The following is a 13,945-nucleotide window of genomic DNA, read 5'->3' on the forward strand; positions in this document are numbered from 1 at the left end:
GAAATATAAGATAGATTTTTTGCCTATCGTAGCAAATAAATCTACGCTGATTGTTTAGCACCTTCTACTTTTCTTGTATCTACTGGCTTGTCCTGCGTCCCTTTTTGGCCGGAGGCAGCCGCTTCTTCTCGGAGGTTGCCCCAGCGGGGCTGGCTGCCTCTCTCAAAGAAGGAACACCACTGAACTCCGTCATCGAGCGCTTCACGGCACGCGTGGCCTCAATATGCCGCGCAATCTCGGTGAAGCTGAAGCCGAACGTCTCGATATCCCGCTTCACGCTGTCGTCGTCACCAGTCCGACCAATGAGCGTCCACACCGGAACCTTCAGGTGCCGCGCCAGCCGCTCCAGGGTGACGAATGTCGGGTTCCCCTTCCCCGTCCGCAACTGGTAGAGCGTGCCGCGCGATAGCCCCGTAGCGTCGGCAAAACTCGCATAGTCCGGGTACTCGTTCTCGATTTGGCGAAGTCGCAGCGCGAGCAGGATCGAAAGCCAACCATCGCTGTCTTCTGTCTTGTTTTTAAATATCGGCACAGCTGCCCCCCTGCTTATCGGTCGGAATATGACGGCCATTTTTTGCAGAATGTCTAGTGCTCAGGGCTTGTAGCCGAAACGATAACTCATTGCCCTATTAAAGTGTCGAGGCATCCTCCCCATACTCCGCAAAGTGACGGCGTACAGCTTTTGACCCGCTAAATCGTTCCAGATGCACGATAGCATTTGACGATCTGCATGCCCTGTTGAAAATGTATAATTAAATGAATCCGGTTTGGATCTCGTGGGTCCCCTTGCTAATGAATTGTCGTGTGCCACCTCATCCCCGGACAACCCTGATCTCTGCCCTTGCGGCAGGCAGGCCTTGCAATCGTTGCCCGACCACTTCGAATGACCTGGTTCAGGTCGACCAGAAGCGAGACCTCGACGCCGGTGCTTCGGGCGATTACACTCAAGGCGGGGCCGCAAGGCTTGGCCCCGGAACCAATCTCTATGCCTGTTCGAGATGGAAATGGCGCCGGGTAATACTCTGAAGCCGATACCGCCAAAAACGGCACCATGCCCCCAGCCGTCGAAAAACGCTTGATCCCATGAGGGGCCATCCTATCTCCATTGATCATTATAATGACGATCAATCTGTGATATTATATTGATCAGCATCGAAATAGGAGACATTCTGTCATGTTCATGAGGTTTGCGTTCGCAATTTTCGCCGGCGGCGTGCTCGCTTTCTTCGCCCTGCCCGATCAGGAAGCCGGCCTTCGCATGCTCAGCTTTTCCACTGCTTTCTTGATCCTGTCCCTCGCCGCCGTCTGTGTCATCGAATTTCTAACCCGCAGTATCGGACGTTATCGTCTTCGGTCGTCGTTACAACCGTCGCGCTGTGATGACGATCTTCCTTTGCATGACGCTGCAAAGGTCGAGCGCTCCGCCTGGTCAACGTCGGGCGTCAACCCCAAGGATTCGAAACTGGCCTGGCAGTACCGCGTCAACGATCAGCGCCTTGGCCGCTTCAAACTCTAACAGGCTCTGCGCGCCAGGATCTGCTCAATCACGCACACAGACGACCCTGCTGTTCCGTCAGGTCTGCGAGCTCCTGATACGGTAGCCCCAAATGATTCGAGGCTTGCGCAACGCAGCGTCCCGAATTCCCAAAAGGCCCCGACCGAGCCTCCTAGGAACGCCACAAAGGTGCCGATCGTCTAAAGGTCAGGTTGCGCGTTCGCGCGCAAATGGTTCTCGTAATTACCTCATGCAACGGCTCCTGATCGCTAATCTCGAGTGTTTGCGAACTCAGCGATGCAGGCTTGGGCTACCTGGCCGAGGCGATCCTGCCGTCACGTCACGAGGGCTAAGTCCTGGCCCTTGAACCGCCCCGGCTATTTCGCCGGCAATGTTCAACGCGCTATTGAATCATTCTATTGATCCGATAGCGAGTTGGCGGCATTATCAGGTCCATGACAAAGGTGTCGTGGCCAAGCGCTGCGCAGGTATATCGCGCTTTAGGAGGGTACCCGGCGCGCGGCAGCTACTTGTGCCGTTGCCCTGTACCAAGTCACGGGCAGGGGAAAGGCGACCGCCATCCCTCCCTCTCTGTTCGTGACGGGGATTATCGTCTTATGCTCTACTGCTTTGCAGGCTGCGATCCCGTCGACATCCAGACCGCCATTGCGGACCTGGATTTGTCGAAGCGCGCGGCCGAGCCTCTGCGTCGTGTTCGTCCGGCGGCGCCCAAAACCACGGCAGCGGACGCGCTCGCGCTCTGGTCGAGAGCGACTGCGCTCGCCGGTACGCACGGCGAAGCTTATCTTGCCTCTCGCCGTCTGCCGGCGACGTTGCCAACTTTGCGCTATCTGCCGGATTATCGGTTGGGAAAGAACCGCTTTCCCGCGCTGGTGGCTGCTCTGCAGGCCCCAGACCGTTCAATCTGTTCGGTGCAACTCACCCTCTTGCACCCGACACGGCCAGAAAAGGCAGGGCTGGACGAGCCGCGCCGCGTCATCGGCCCCAGCCGGGGCTTTGCCTTGCGGCTCGCCCCAGCGGCCGCCGTCCTTGGTATTGCCGAAGGCTATGAGACCGGCCATGCCGTAATGCTGCGATACGGCCTGCCCGTCTGGTGCTCACTGGGGGCACCACGTTTGCCGTTTCTTCAGCTGCCCGAATTCGTACAGCGGATCGTCGTCTTCGCCGATCCGGACAAGCCCGGCCTCAGCGCGGCCGAACGCGTTCGCGAAGCCAACCCTGAGCGCCAGGTCCTCATTCACAGACCGCCCGACGACCGGGATTTCGCGAAGCTGTGGGAGGACGATCCGACTCCCGAGACCCTACCCTTGGATCTTCTGCTGCGCGAAACACTCGGCGCAGACACCTGAACCTCTCGGCGGGCCAACTTGCCATCAACTTTGATCACGAATTTGGCACCACTTGTTCTGGCGAAGGGTGCCTTCGAGCATCTAGAACCGGCACCAGATGCGCGCCTATCTCTACTCGACACCCATGCCTTGGCTTCAGAAGACCGGCGCCGAAGTCTTCCGTCAGAGGATACTGTCGACCACTCGGTGAAGGCGCTAACCTACCTCGCTGCACAGTCGCTCAACGAGAACTCACAACCGCCAAAAGCGGAGGAAGGATGCCGAGGAACGGGCTCGCTTCTACATCTCGCTCGTCGGCCTCGCCGAATTCGCCGATGCCTATCCCGCGCAGCTCTCGGGCGGCATGGCGCAGCGCGTCGGCATCGCCCGGGCGCTCACTGTCCAGCCCGAGATCCTTCTGCTCGACGAGCCGCTGGGGGCGCTGGACGCGATGACCAAGATCGGCATGCAGGAGGAACTGGCCCGCATCTGGAGCGAAGAAAACGTCACCATGGTGATGGTCACCCACGATCTGGAGGAGGCGATCTATCTCGCCGACCGGGTGCTGATCCTGCCCACGGAGAAAGGCGGGGCGGCGCGGTTGATCGATGTCGACCTGCCCCGCCCGCGCGAGCGCAGCGAAAGCCGGTTCGTGCGCTACCGTGAAGAGTTGCTGCGCGAATTCGGCCTGCACTGACGGAAGTGAACGGATTAGCCCATCTCTATTGGCCGGTGTGGTAACCCTGCGGGATGGGCAAGAAAAACCGCTGAGGAATGCTCAAGCGCGATCGGTCCAACGCATGAAACGACGATGTCTCAACGCTGTGAGCCCATATGCGATAGCTCTGGAGTAGTAGGGCGCAGAAAGCCCCTCCCCTTACGCGCCAAACAGCCGCCGGTCCCAGTAGACAGGCTGATGGAGACTCGTCTGGATCCTTGAAAACTCCGGATGCGCTGGATTGATCAGCACATTGCTATCGAGACGTGCCACGACGCTCGGCACCAGCAGGATGACGCTGCGCCGTTCTAAACACCAGGTTTCGCCAAATCCCTTGCTTACCGTCGCCGGCATCGTGTCCCAGCCGGGCAGTGACGGCTGCGAAAAAACCTCGTAGCTCAGTCCGCGCGGAATTGTGATTTCGATGTAGTGCTGGTTGGGCGGCAGTCGGCCACTGCCATGCACCAGCTTTTCCAACAGGGCCGTCGAATAGTGCTCGCTGGTGTAGATGATAGGACTTCCGGGCGTGTTCCATCGCCCTGGTGCGACTGTCGAGCCTGTCGCGTCGAAGATCGGGTAGGTGCCGGCCGGATCGCCGACACGAAAGGACAATAGGGTGCGATCGAGAGTCTGCGCCGTCACGCAGCACTGCCATACTTCAGACCTCCGAGGATGTCGACCACCATTTCGGCGCCAAACTCGCTGAGGATAACGATGTCGATCGGTCGCTTGTCCTCAATCATCGGATGCGGCCGAAACAAGAAATCGCGTGCTTCCTCTTCGTTCTGCCAGACATCGACAGCAAGCCCCCAGACCCGCGCCACACGGGCCAATCGTGTGCCCTCATCCGACGACAGGCGATGCGCCGTCTTGCGCCGCTCGTAGGTTGCTTTGGGGATCAGCCGGTATTTGAACTGAGCATCTCCCGGGGCAACGAGATGGGCAACGCGCTCGACCACCCCAATGGGAAGTCCATTCTCGATCCGGGAGATCAGTCCGAATGGCGACCGCGCCGCCACCTCCTTAGCAGGCAGCCCCAACACGTCGGCTACATTTCCGAACGGTAGCATTCCACTTTCCATTCATGTGAGGCACAATATAGCCTCACATGATGCGCCCTGCAAGTCCCTGCGTCAGCGCGAACCGATCCGATCACCCTGCGATCCTTGCTGTCACGCGTTAGCCTTTGGCGCCCGCCAGCAGCATCAGTCCCACCGACACCTCCCCTGCGTAGCCTTCGAAAAGCGCTAAGGCGGCGAGTGCGAACCGCCTTGGTCGCGAATGATTGACACCAGGACAAACGCGTTTCCGCCAGCGCTGAACAAGGAAGCCCGGAAGAAAGAATGGCCGGGCTCGGATACGGCCCGGCCAAAGAAGGTTAAAGCCTTCAGGGAGGAACACCGTCCGGTGGAAATGGGAGGAAACCATCGAACGATTTTACCTGTTTGATCTTATTTCAACGCGTTGGCGACGAATGGGATTCCAAAGAACATATAAAACGGCAGAAATTTGTGCGCCACATTACAGAACGTCACAAGCGCGCGGTTCCGGTCTTGAGAGGTCACCATAGTGGCGTAGCTTCGTCGGATCATCCGGCACGAGGACATGACCGCGTGCTCTTCATGCACGCCATCGATGAAACAGTCTAAGTCGAGGATCGGATTGTCATCATGCTTCACCATCCCAGGCGGATCACGCCGCGGACGGCTACATCGCCGCCACAGCCGCTGCTTGCGGCTCTATGGTCGCCTACCTGAAACATCAGCCCATTCGAGTCTGCTGGGTTAACCACTGTCAATCCATGGGAAGCATCGTTGAACCCAATGGGTTGAACGAAACATCGGTTCAATGATTTAATCATAAGGCGAACAATCTTAAGTCGGATGGCACCTTATGAGTGACTTTGCTGTTCTGGGTCGCACGGTTGGCCCCCAGCACCCGGAAATTCAGACGCTCTTGCGTCAGGCGCGGGATCAGCAGGCTCGCGTCTTGTGTTTGTGTCGGCATCCCGGGGTGCCGATGTACATCGCCGCCGTCGGCGAGGAATTGATCATCAAGCGCATGCCGAACACCGGCAAGGACCATGCGGTCGACTGTGATCGCTATGAACTGCCCCTTGCACTATCGGGAAAGGCGGAGATCCTGGGTCAAGCAATCATCGAGGATCCTGCATCGGAGGCGGCGCAGCTGAAGCTGGCCTTCGCACTGACACAAGGCAAGGCGCGACAGGGATCATCCGGCGAGGGGGCTTCCCACCATACTGTGAAGGCCGATCCGAAGAAGCTCACGCTGCGAGGCTTGCTCGACTATCTCTGGGAAGAAGCGGAGCTGACATTAATGGCACCCGGCTTTGTGGGAAAAAGAAATTGGGGGTTGGTCCGGAAATTTCTTTGGGGCGCGGCCGATGCGAAGTCGAGCCAGAAGTTCCAGTTGCGCGAGCTGCTGTTTATGCCGGCAATGTACTCCCCTGAGTACAAGGATCGCCTGGCAGCGGATCGGGAGCGGGCTTTCGCGGCGGCAGCCAAGGCCAAGCACAAGAAGATCGTGATCGGCATTGTGAAATCGCTCGATCCTGCCCGGTTTGGCGGCAAGCTGTCGGTCAAGCATATGCCCGCCGCGCCGCTCTTCATGGATGAGAAAATGTTCAGGGCAGTGCCGAAGCGCTTTGCAGCAGAATTCGACCTGTGGCGACTGCACGAAAATTCGCACCTGATCACCATCGCAACGGTCATGCAGATGCCGTCCGGCATTCTGGCGATCGACGAAATCGGCTTTATGAACGTGACTGAGAGTTGGATTCCGTTTCAGCACAACGACGAAAAGGAATTGATCGAGGTCCTGACCGGGGAGCATCGGCGGTTTGTGAAAACGTTGCGCTACAACGTGCTGCCGGCATGGCGTTCGGTCTTCTGACCGACGTTGACCAGCAGGGAACCGCGCTTTTTGTCGTACCGCACGATGCTAACGAGGCGGTACGGGCGGAATTCGACAATCTGATTTCAAGCTGCGAGCTCGAGACCTGGCGCTGGGACGCAAGCGGCCCCCGACCGGCGCTACCGGGCAAACAGCAGCGGCTTTCGCCTCCGCCCGGCAGGCAGGCTTTGGAATATCGACCGAACAACTGAAAAGCCGAAGCGCGTGCGAGGCTGCAGCCGTAATTGGACCCAGCCAGGACATAAAAATCGTGAACAAGCGAAAGACAAGATGAGGGCAATGATTCGATGCGGTTGGCGAGGGTCCGTGAGCGCGACGAAGCGCGGACGACGGCTGGCACACCCGTAGGGCAGGCTACGCCTGAGCTTGCGTCTGGCGCCGGCGTTTGCGCTGGAAGCGATCGTTGATGGGGCCGTGACCAGGGAGTGCGACAAGGAGAAAGCGATGCTGAAGAAATTCGACATGGATCCGGGAACGGGCATTGTCATCGCAACAGTCCTCATTTTGGTGCTGTCCGGCGCCCGGCTTTTGAACCAGTGGGACAGTCTATCGTTTTGGCGAGAGCCGGGGCTGGTCGCGGCTATTGTTCTCGGATTGATTTCGGCGATTGCGCTTGCCGTCGCGTTCGTGGTCCGGCGATGGCCTCACCAGAATGTACAGTATGATCCAACGCGCCGGCGACCAGTTATCGATTTGCAGGCGGATTCGAAGACTGACCAACCTGGTTAGATGCGTTTCGGATATCGCGGAGGATGATGGCATTCGGATCGGGCACGTCGGCAAACTGCCACAGGCCAAGGTGCTGCTTTTTAGCGACCTCCTGCGCGACGATATAGGGAGCATGGACCGGAGCGCCGTTCGGAGTGACGGCCGCGAACGCCCAGCCGGTCGAGATCAGCGCCGTGCCGAGATCGATGCGAGAACCTCCCGCGGATCCTGAAGTAGGCTGCGCAACGCAAACGACGAAGCGCGTTTTGGTCGCGGCCTGCCAAGCGGCCGTGTAGCATTGAGGTTTGAGATCCCGGATGAGAGACACGAGCATTGCAAGGCTTGCCTCCCCGCAATCGACATGCCCCCCTGCGCTATTTGTGAAATATGTGCCTCGCAGGCAGGCTTGAACGCCGTAGAGGCGGTGGGTCTCACCGGCATAGGTCCAGGTGTCGCCTGTGCTGAACGATGCTGTGGCGGGGATCGGAAACCAGGGATTGGATTTGTCCTCGGCCAGTGCCGGAACACTGGCGAGGACGGCCGCGAGAATGCCGGCGGCGGCGAAGCCAGGTTTCATTATTGATACCTGCTCAGATTGAACCAGAACCGTTGTTTGCCGTCGTTCGTCGTGAGATCGAGATAGTTTGGCTCCGTCCTCTGCTCGCGCCGCGTCACCGCCGATGTTGGACGCGCACCGTAACCCGAACCTCTCGGGTTCGTGGCCCAAGAGGCATTCGTTGCATTCCGCGCAGCACAGAAAGCGCCGTTGCTGTCTGGCCTGTAGACAGTTTGTGAGCGAGAGCTGTTGTCGCTTCCGCTCGATTCCGTCTCAGGCGAGACGGCGATCGTGCCGTCCGGGCAGGGTTTGAATTTCTCATATCCGATACGACCGGAACTGCCGGCCTCGGGGCACTGGGGCCAGGGCTCCCCATGCGCGACCATACGGAAAGCGCGCTCGACCGGGGGCACACATTCCCCGACGCTCGCCCAACCCTGCGGGTTGAGGATGCACAGCAAGACCTTGCAGCCAAAATCATCAGCACGGGCCGGCGCCGCCGACAGAACCGACAAGGTCGGCAAAAACGCCACAACGGAAAGAACCCTGCTCATTTTCATTGTGTCTGCCTCAATTTCGCGATTGCAGTTCATCGAGTCATTGTATTAATTCAGCATTCCAGAATCGGCAACGGCGCAGGGCTATTTTAATGATTCGATCCCGCAAAACGGTGTTGGCAGCGGGTGCGATCCTGGTGACGTGCCAAGCGGCGTCTGCACAGGAAGCTTCCCGGAACTTCCAGGGCAGCGTCACGGCACCTACCGGTCGCATCGTCAATGCGGCCGTCGACGCCAAAGGCCGGGTGATGCCGGCCTACCAGGTCGAAAGCCAGGACGTTCAGCGGATCGGTGCGGCGGGAGGTGCTGACAGCGCGGCCGCTACGGTGACACCGACCTTGGCTGACAACCCCTGCCCCGGCGTCGCCGCCCTGTCGAAGGAAGAAGGACAGCGGATCGTAGAAACGGTCGCGCGCCAGCAAGGCTTTGCTCCGCCGCTCGTCTTCGCGGTTGCCCGGGCCGAAAGCCGCTTCAATACCGGTGCGCTATCGCCCAAAGGGGCCTACGGCCTGATGCAGCTTCTGCCGTCCACGGCGGCAAGCTACGGGGTCAATATCTGCGATCCCGCGGATAATGTGAAAGGTGGGATCGGCTTTCTGCGGGACCTGCATCGCAAATTTCCGAACCCGATATACATGCTCGCCGCCTACAATGCCGGCGAGATCGCGGTTCTCAAATACAAGGGCGTGCCGCCCTACCCCGAGACGGTTGGCTACGTCGCCAACGTCATCAATGATTTCTACCAATGGCCATCGGTCGGGTCTGAGGCGGTGATGCCCGCCGGGGCGGTGAGCCTTGACCTGGCCGGCGTTCAACCGGCTGCGGCCGGCGCAGCGGATCAACGAAATGATCCGACATCCCGCGCCAACTCCCGCAATGGCAGCACAATGACGTCTCGCGAAGCGACGGCGCCGGTCTGGCAAGGCGGGATGGTGCAAGACTTTGACTGAGGAGAAGCTTTGATGACCTTGTGGAAGATGTTTGCTGCACGCAGCACTGGTGTGGCGATGCCGCTCATGCTCTTGGCAACGCAGGCGATGGCTGGGGGCGGAAATCTCCAGCCGGTGCAAAGCACGCTGCAGACGCTGGTGCAGACCCTGACCGGGCCGATCGCGACGGCCTTGGCCGTTCTGTTCTGCATTTTCATGGGCTTCATGGCCTGGGCGGCACGCCTGTCATGGTTTGTGGCCGGAAGCTGGGTCCTGGGTATCGTGCTGGTCTTCGGCTCGGCCCAGATCGTCGAATTCTTTCAATCCGCGGTCGGCAGGTGATCGGTGTGGCAGACGGCCGGCTCGATCCTGGCGAGCCCAAATTGTTGATCACTCCGCTCGTCAAGGGCTTGACCCGAGCGCCGACGGTGCTCGGCATTCCCTACGAGCTTGCGGGGTTCATCGGCGTGCTGACCGCTGTCGTGTTCCTTGCAACCCATAATCTGGTCATGCTCTGTATCTGCGTGCCGCTCTATGCGGTTGCCAGGATCGCGATCATGCGCGATCCCATGTTCATCGAGATCATGTTCATCCGTTCACGAAAGACGCCGCCCCGAAGCGCCAGCTTCTGGGGTGCGCGCAGTTATCGGGTGTGACCATGGCAATCGCGCGGGCTCTTCGTGATGAACTGAGTTTCGGGGCCGTGTCTCGTCGGGAGAATCCGGTTTCGGCCCATATACCCTATTCGCGGCATGTGTCCGACGAGGTGATCAAGACGCAGGACGGCATGTTGATGTCCTTCGTTCACATGAGCGGACTGTGCTTCGAGACGATCGATATCGCCGAGATCAATTCGCGCCTGCTCGGCCGCAACGATCTCATTCGGGGGTTGGCGAATTCCCGCTATGCGATCTACTCGCATATCGTGCGCCGCGAGGTGAAGCCCGCGATCGAGTCGAGCTTCGAAAACAAGTTCTGCCAAGAGCTGGACCAGCGCTATACGGCGGCCCTGCGCACCCAGCGCATGTTTGTGAACGATATCTACCTGACCATCGTGCGGCGCGAGCTGCAAGGCACGGTCGGGACGGCGGATCTCGTGATCCGCAAGCTTTTGGGACGAAGGGCTGCGGACGGTCGATCTTCGAGCGAGGAGCGGGCGCTGATCGAACTCACGGACGTGATGAAAGCCGTCCGAGAGAGCTTGCAGGCGTATGGCGCGCGGGTTCTCACCGTCGTCAAGCGCAGTGACGTTTGGCATTCCGAGCCGCTGGAATTCCTGGTGCAGCTCGTCAATGGCGGATTTCCACGGCCGATGGCACTGCCGCGCATGAAACTCGCGGAGGCGCTAGCGACGAAGCGGCTGTTCTTCGGCCCGAATGCGCTGGAAATTCGGGGGGCGTTCCCTGGCGAAACGCGATACGGGGCCATCATTTCGGTAGGCGAGTACCCCTCCATCACGGGACCGGGGATGCTCAACCCCATGCTGAAGGTGCCGCACGAATTCATCGTGACGCAATCCTTCGCCATCATCGACAAGCCCCAGGCGCTGACCCAGATGGAGCGGGTCGGGCGCAAGATCGACATGTCGGATGAAGCCGGCTCGATCGTGGCCGATCAACTTGGTGAAGCGCGCGATGAGCTTTTGTCTTCGGAAGCGCTCTATGGTTTGCATCATCTGACGGTGCTGTGCCTTGGGAAAACCATGGACGACGTGGCGCGCTGCGTGACCGACGTCGGCACGGCGCTGACCGAGGTATCCGCCCTGTGGGTTCGCGAGGACCTGAATTGTGAACCTGCATTCTGGGCCACCCTGCCCGGCAATTTCGCCTATGTGGCGCGCAAGTCGATGATCTCATCGAAGAACATGGCGGGCTTCTCCGCCTTTCATAACTATCCGAGCGGCCGGACTGGCGGGGTGCATTGGGGAACACCGATAAGCGTCCTCGAGACGACGTCGCAAACGGCCTACTTCTTCAACTTCCATGTTCGAGACCTCGGCAACTTCACTCTGAACGGCCCCTCGGGCTCGGGCAAGACGGTGCTGCTCGGCTTTCTCGCGGCACAGGCGCAGCGCATCACGCCGCGCCCCAAGCTGGTGATGATCGACAAGGACCGCGGCCTGGATATCTTCGTGCGGTCGCTTGGCGGCCGCTATGATGTTTTGAAGGCCGGCGAGCCTTCCGGCTTCAATCCGTTGCGCTTGCCCGATACGCCGCGCAACCGGGAATTCCTCTTCCAGCTTTTCAGCTTCATGCTGCGTCGATCCGACGGACACGCCCACTCGACGCGCGAGGAGCAAGTCATCCGCAACGCGATCGCCCAGGTGGCGAGCGCGCCGCCGGAAGGTCGAACCATGGAGGAGTTCGCCGAGCTGTTGCGCGGTGCGATGCGCGCCGGCGATGACGATCTCTATTCGCGCTTGCAGCCATGGATGAGGCCCGATCAGCGCGGTTGGTTGTTCAACAACGCGGAAGACTCGTTTTCGATGTCGTCCATTTTCGGCTTCGACATGACGAGCGTGTTGAGCGACGCAACGACCAGCACGGCAGCCTTGCTCTATATCTTCCATCGCATCGAGGAGCTGCTTGACGGGCAACCGGTCATGATCTTCCTCGATGAAGGCTGGAAGCTGCTGGACAATGATATTTTCAGCTACTTCATCAAGGACAAGCTGAAAACCATTCGAAAATTGAACGGCATCATTGGCTTCGGCACGCAGTCTGCGGCGGATATCGTGAAATCGTCGATTGCCAATACGCTGATCGAACAGACGCCGACCAATATTTTTTTCCCCAACCCGAAGGCGGATGAGGATTCTCACAGGGCGTTCGGGCTGTCGGAGCGCGAGATCAAATGGATCCGTGAAACCCCGCCCGAAGCCCGCAAATTCCTGATCAAGCATGATCAGGACAGCGTCATTGCGCGCCTCAATCTGGGCGCGATGCCTGATGCGATCAAGATCCTCTCCGGTCGAATTGAGACGGTTCAGGAGCTCGACGCGCTACGCGCGCGTGTCGGCGACGATCCGCAGGTTTGGTTGCCAATCTTTCTTGGGAGGGACCCGGAATGAAGACCATTATAGGCACGATGGCCGCCCTTGTGACGGTGTTCGCCGGATCGACGGCGATGGCGGCCGTGCCGGTTTCTGACAGCCCTATTCTGTCGCAGCGGAGCGAGGACAAGGCCGACAAGGTTCAGATCAAGCTCATCCAGGAGGACACGAAGTCCGCCACGCAGGGCGTCAATTGCGCGGTGACGACGCCCAAAAAGGCGCAGAACGTGAAGAGCCCGAAGGCTTCGGTCGATCCGGCGAGTGGCCAGGCGTCCTTGGAACAGGCCAATCTGGACATCAAGGGCTCTTCGGCGTTCGCCTCGACCGGGTCGGGATCGGGCGCTGTCGGCGGCAATGCCGGCGAAAGGGGCCAGTTGGATATCACCGGTCAGGTTCTCGGGGGCATGAATGGCAGCATGTCAACGGTGGCCCCCAATAAGCAGTCCTTCGAGACCATGGGGCAGGATATCGGGACTGACAAAACGGTCATGGAAGCCTTCGACCGCAACAGCGCAATCCGCGCCCAAGGCGGGCTGACCTTCAACGAGGTGATCCAGGCGACAGGGTTCTTCGCCCAAGCTTTCAACGTGCGAAACATTGGCACTGCCACACTGACAAGTCGGGGATCGTCCGGCCTGGTGGTGCCCACTCCCGCGTCCCCGCCGCCTGGCTCGGGTGGCTCGACGAGCTGCCCTGGGAGTACCAGCGGCGGCGGCACGGCCGGCAACCCGTGCTGCCCGTCGGCGGACAGCGCATGCACGGCGCCGCGCACGACCGACACGGTTGAAAACGTCTCGCCCGTGCTTTCGCAAATCCAACGGGACGCGAACAGCGTTCCCGTTACCATGACGACCGACGAACTGATGTCGGCCATCAAGCAATATCAGGCTCAATAGGAGAAAGCGCTATGCGTGGAATTCCATTAACAGCGGCACTCTTGCTTGGCTTGGGCGGCATCGCCTTTGCGCAGGTGCCTACGATCGACGAGGCCAATCTGGAGCAGGCACGCCAGATTGCGTCGGCCACGAGCGAGATCCTCAACACCGACCGCAACATCATGAACTATACGCAAAAGACGCTGCAGGCCGTCACCGGCGACCGGTCGAGCCAGGCCGGCCAGCTCGCGCAGATAGCTTTGGGCAATGGCGGCTTCTCCATGGGGGACGCGCCTTCGCTTGGTAGCGTGATCTCGGGCGGCTCGTTGTCGTTCGCCGGCCTCGGCAATGGATCGCAGGGCATCGTTTCGAACATGATCAATGGCTTGCAGCTGGTGAAAACCATTTCGGGCCTGATCAATGGCCAGACGACGCAGATGGATAAGAACTACAGCGCCCTGGTGAACGTCGCGGCCACGGTCACTGGACTGGTCGACTCCTCGCAAAATGGGGTGAAGACCCGTTCCAGCGCTTTTCAGTCGGGCGCTCAACGGATCGGCACGGCGCAGGACATCAAGGGCTCGATCGATCAGAACAGCCAGATCATGGTGCAAACGGGTCTGACAGTGAACGAGCTGATCGGCGCGGTGAACACAGCTACGGCGGCCGCCAACCAGGAAAACATCGATCGTATGAACCTGATCACCCAGGCCTCGCGGGGGCTCGAATACAAATCCGGCCAATGACGGTGCGCTTGCTTCTATCGGCGGCC

At 59.7% G+C, this 13,945-nt stretch carries 16 protein-coding genes; 11 read left to right on the forward strand and 5 right to left on the reverse strand.

The genetic code is table 11. From position 1 onward, the window contains the following. Positions 1-79: 79 nt before the first annotated feature. Complete coding sequence (locus NKH17_RS18345) at positions 80-532, reverse strand: helix-turn-helix domain-containing protein (protein WP_352907190.1); 453 nt, start codon at positions 530-532, stop codon at positions 80-82. 681 nt (positions 533-1,213) lie between these two features. Here NKH17_RS18345 and NKH17_RS18350 point away from each other — a divergent pair. From NKH17_RS18350 to NKH17_RS18360, 3 genes are all read left to right on the forward strand, one after another. Further along, positions 1,214-1,516 (forward strand): hypothetical protein, encoded by a 303-nt coding sequence (locus NKH17_RS18350; RefSeq protein ID WP_352971632.1) that lies wholly within the window; start codon positions 1,214-1,216, stop codon positions 1,514-1,516. A 596-nt stretch (positions 1,517-2,112) separates the two neighbouring features. Further along, entirely contained in the window at positions 2,113-2,865 is a 753-nt protein-coding gene (locus NKH17_RS18355) for a DUF7146 domain-containing protein (protein WP_352971635.1), read from the forward strand. A 208-nt stretch (positions 2,866-3,073) separates the two neighbouring features. Then, a complete protein-coding gene (locus NKH17_RS18360; RefSeq protein ID WP_502910605.1) occupies positions 3,074-3,541 on the forward strand; it encodes an ABC transporter ATP-binding protein in 468 nt (155 codons plus the stop codon). Between the two features lie 180 nt (positions 3,542-3,721). Here NKH17_RS18360 and NKH17_RS18365 read toward each other — a convergent pair whose 3' ends face one another. Together NKH17_RS18365 and NKH17_RS18370 are read right to left on the reverse strand one after the other, a co-directional pair. Further along, positions 3,722-4,204: an RES family NAD+ phosphorylase gene (locus NKH17_RS18365; protein ID WP_352795002.1), complete on the reverse strand. Its 483-nt coding sequence runs from the start codon at positions 4,202-4,204 to the stop codon at positions 3,722-3,724. Next, positions 4,201-4,632 (reverse strand): antitoxin Xre-like helix-turn-helix domain-containing protein, encoded by a 432-nt coding sequence (locus tag NKH17_RS18370; protein ID WP_352971638.1) that lies wholly within the window; start codon positions 4,630-4,632, stop codon positions 4,201-4,203. The genes NKH17_RS18365 and NKH17_RS18370 overlap by 4 nt, the downstream gene beginning before the upstream one ends. A gap of 823 nt (positions 4,633-5,455) precedes the next feature. Here NKH17_RS18370 and NKH17_RS18375 point away from each other — a divergent pair. After that, positions 5,456-6,475 (forward strand): DUF1173 family protein, encoded by a 1,020-nt coding sequence (locus tag NKH17_RS18375; protein ID WP_352971641.1) that lies wholly within the window; start codon positions 5,456-5,458, stop codon positions 6,473-6,475. 465 nt (positions 6,476-6,940) lie between these two features. After that, positions 6,941-7,225, forward strand: a complete 285-nt coding sequence (locus tag NKH17_RS18380) for a hypothetical protein (protein ID WP_352971644.1) — start codon at positions 6,941-6,943, stop codon at positions 7,223-7,225. Here the strand turns inward: NKH17_RS18380 and NKH17_RS18385 are convergent. Both NKH17_RS18385 and NKH17_RS18390 read right to left on the reverse strand, forming a co-directional pair. Continuing rightward, entirely contained in the window at positions 7,182-7,781 is a 600-nt protein-coding gene (locus tag NKH17_RS18385; protein WP_352971647.1) for a thermonuclease family protein, read from the reverse strand. The genes NKH17_RS18380 and NKH17_RS18385 overlap by 44 nt on opposite strands. Then, positions 7,781-8,320 (reverse strand): hypothetical protein, encoded by a 540-nt coding sequence (locus NKH17_RS18390; protein WP_352971649.1) that lies wholly within the window; start codon positions 8,318-8,320, stop codon positions 7,781-7,783. The genes NKH17_RS18385 and NKH17_RS18390 overlap by 1 nt, the downstream gene beginning before the upstream one ends. Between NKH17_RS18390 and NKH17_RS18395 the strand changes: the two genes are divergently transcribed. From NKH17_RS18395 to NKH17_RS18420, 6 genes are read left to right on the forward strand one after another with little or no spacing between them, the layout of a single operon-like run. Then, positions 8,320-9,267, forward strand: coding sequence for a lytic transglycosylase domain-containing protein (locus NKH17_RS18395; protein ID WP_352971652.1), 948 nt, complete (start codon positions 8,320-8,322; stop codon positions 9,265-9,267). The two genes, NKH17_RS18390 and NKH17_RS18395, sit on opposite strands and share 1 nt — an antisense overlap. 12 nt (positions 9,268-9,279) lie before the next feature. Then, a complete protein-coding gene (locus NKH17_RS18400; RefSeq protein WP_023819752.1) occupies positions 9,280-9,588 on the forward strand; it encodes a TrbC/VirB2 family type IV secretion system protein in 309 nt (102 codons plus the stop codon). A 5-nt stretch (positions 9,589-9,593) separates the two neighbouring features. After that, positions 9,594-9,902 carry a VirB3 family type IV secretion system protein gene (locus tag NKH17_RS18405; RefSeq protein WP_352971655.1) on the forward strand — a complete coding sequence of 103 codons (309 nt, stop codon included), beginning with the start codon at positions 9,594-9,596 and terminating at the stop codon, positions 9,900-9,902. A 2-nt stretch (positions 9,903-9,904) separates the two neighbouring features. Next, positions 9,905-12,316 carry a VirB4 family type IV secretion/conjugal transfer ATPase gene (locus NKH17_RS18410; RefSeq protein WP_352971659.1) on the forward strand — a complete coding sequence of 804 codons (2,412 nt, stop codon included), beginning with the start codon at positions 9,905-9,907 and terminating at the stop codon, positions 12,314-12,316. Positions 12,317-12,333: 17 nt separating this feature from the next. After that, the gene (locus NKH17_RS18415; protein WP_352971662.1) at positions 12,334-13,194 is read left to right on the forward strand and encodes a hypothetical protein; all 861 of its coding nucleotides are present in this window, start codon (positions 12,334-12,336) and stop codon (positions 13,192-13,194) included. Positions 13,195-13,244: 50 nt separating this feature from the next. Continuing rightward, positions 13,245-13,919, forward strand: a complete 675-nt coding sequence (locus NKH17_RS18420) for a type IV secretion system protein (protein ID WP_352971665.1) — start codon at positions 13,245-13,247, stop codon at positions 13,917-13,919. Positions 13,920-13,945 lie beyond the last annotated feature (26 nt).

Origin of the sequence: Mesorhizobium sp. M1334 (genome assembly GCF_040317995.1) — a bacterium.
Taxonomy (GTDB): Bacteria; Pseudomonadota; Alphaproteobacteria; order Rhizobiales; family Rhizobiaceae; genus Mesorhizobium.